General features: G+C 29.3%; 3 protein-coding genes. All 3 read right to left on the bottom strand.

Going from position 1 to position 2,488, the window contains the following annotated elements:
- A partial coding sequence (locus ACT8VG_RS10100; RefSeq protein ID WP_444195786.1) for a family 1 glycosylhydrolase occupies positions 1–522 on the bottom strand: 522 nt, incomplete at its 3' end.
- A gap of 1 nt (position 523) precedes the next feature.
- Positions 524–1,858, bottom strand: a complete 1,335-nt coding sequence (locus ACT8VG_RS10095) for a PTS sugar transporter subunit IIC (protein ID WP_117459886.1) — start codon at positions 1,856–1,858, stop codon at positions 524–526.
- A complete protein-coding gene (locus tag ACT8VG_RS10090) occupies positions 1,859–2,164 on the bottom strand; it encodes a PTS sugar transporter subunit IIB (protein WP_032090807.1) in 306 nt (101 codons plus the stop codon).
- Positions 2,165–2,488 lie beyond the last annotated feature (324 nt).

Raw genomic sequence — 2,488 nt, 5'->3', positions numbered from 1 at the left:
ATAATGTACAATACCTTTATATCTTTTAAATAAAACTGTTGCATATTTCTTATAGAAATCAACCATTTTTCTACTTTTAAAACCACCATATTCTTTTACTAAATAAAGTGGAAAATCGTAATGAGAAATCGTTACTAAAGGTTCAATGTGATATTTTTTTAATTCTTTAAAAACATCATCATAAAATTGTAATCCTTTTTCATTCGGTCTTTCTTCATCCCCTCGAGGAAATATTCTTGACCATGAAATAGATAATCTTAAAACCTTAAATCCCATTTCCGCAAATAATGCAATATCTTCTTTATAACGATGATAGAAATCTATCCCATTTAAAACCGGATATTTTTCATCTTCTTTAAAAGATAAATCTTGTACATTTCCAAACATATATTGAAAACGATTTTTTCCATTTGGAACTACATCCATGTTAGCAAGACCTCTACCATCTTCATTATAGCCACCTTCTACTTGATTAGCAGCTATTGCTCCACCCCATAAGAAATCTTTTGGTAAGGTTCTCACTTTATGCTTCCTCCTCAGCTAATTTTGCAGCTTCTTCTTTCTTGCATAAAGAATGATCATAAGCTACAAAGAATGGATACCAAATAGCTAATGTTAATAGAATCATTAAAGCAATAAAAATAAACACTCTCCAGTCTAAACAATAAACAAATAGACTTAGGAAAACAGGATAAGTCCCACTAATTAATAAATAAGGTGCTGTCAATAAACCAAATGAACATGCTAACCAATAAAGAATAGATACGATTAATCCATTAACAATAAAAGGAAGCATTAATACAGGGTTAAACATAATTGGTGCTCCAAATAATGCTGGTTCTGAAATTCTAAAAATACTAGGCACAATTGTCGCTTTCCCAAAAGCTTTTAATTGTTGTGATTTTGCTTTCCAACAAGATAAAATACATAGTCCAAGAGTATTTCCTGTTCCTCCTAAAAAACCAATACCTAATGTCATAAAGATAGGATGAAAAATTGGTGCTTGTCCTTTTGCAACTAATGCTGCATTTGCTGTAAAAGCTGCTGTTGTAATTGGAGCAGTAAGTGCCATAGTAACCATTTGTCCATGCACTCCACAACACCATAATAACAACATAAATGCACATAAGAATATTGAACCAGGAACAGAGTTAACTGCTGCAACTGGTGTTGCTAAAACTTTTTCAATAAGCGCTGGAATTGACATTCCTAAATAATTACTACTTAATAAACTTAAAATATAGAATATAGAAACATTGATAACCATAGGTACAATTGTTCTAAACGAATTTGTTAATGCTGGAGGACAAATTTCTGGCAAACGAATTGTAATATTGTGTATTTCACAAAATCTTGTGATTTCTACTGTTAATAAAGCAACAATAATAGCAGTAAATAATCCTTGTGCACCTAAATATGTACAATTCATTAATAATGGAGTTGTTCCATCCGCTAAAGCTAAATAATTTGCTGGTGCTGCAACTAATAGAAAAACAACAAGTGCAGTTAAACCATTAGTAATACCTTTCATTGAATATGAAGTTGCTAAATTATCAGCAATAACAAAGGTAACTGCTAATGCTAATAATCCCATTGACATATTGTATGGAACTAAAATAGCCATTTTATACTTAGTAGCAAAATTAAACCATCCAGAAAAAATTGACCAAACACCACCAGATTTAACCATGTCTGCAGTTACTGGTGGATTAGCAATAACCATAAATACTGCCCCAACAAAGATTAATGGTAATACTGTCATAAAACCTTTTTGCATTGCAGATAAATGTCTTTGTTCACCTAACTTATCAGCGATTGGAGACATTTTATCTTCAACAAAGTGCATAAACTTATCCATTTACTTTCCCTCCTTTATCATTCTTTTTACTTCTTTTATAATATTTTCAACATTCCCTAAAGCATAATCTGAAGGATTAATAACAGCTGAAGGTCGATCAGTTACTGCTTTTTGAACATCTTTAATTTTATATCTCATTTGTGGTCCCACTAATAAGACATCATAATCTTTATAAACACTTAAATAATCATCAATTGGAATTGCTTTAACTTCTAAATCTTCGTTATTTTGTTCTGCCCATTGATTCATCTTATTCATTAAAATACCAGTTGATAAACCATTAGCACACATTAATAATATTTTCATAAATCTTCCCTCTCTTTAAATTTGCTAATATCAAGTAAATTGAATATTTGATCGATCATTTGTTCCTTTTTACTTAGCAACTTTAGTATAAAATGGAACCGCTTTTTATTCAAATGGCATATTTTATCTCTTTTCCTTTCATTTATACACTATTTTTTTAATTTATACACTTTTTCTTCTTTATCATTTATTTTCTTCGTTAAACTGTTTATTTACAAGCAATAAAATTATTTATCTTTTTATTACTCTTAAATATTTTTTATACACTTAATACACTAATAAATAAAAAATAGCTTACTTTACAATAAGCTATTAAAATAAGTA

Source organism: Catenibacterium sp., from assembly GCF_052354645.1.
GTDB lineage: Bacteria > Bacillota_I > Bacilli_A > Erysipelotrichales > Coprobacillaceae > Catenibacterium > Catenibacterium mitsuoka_A.
This window is presented reverse-complemented; position numbering and strand designations above follow the sequence as displayed.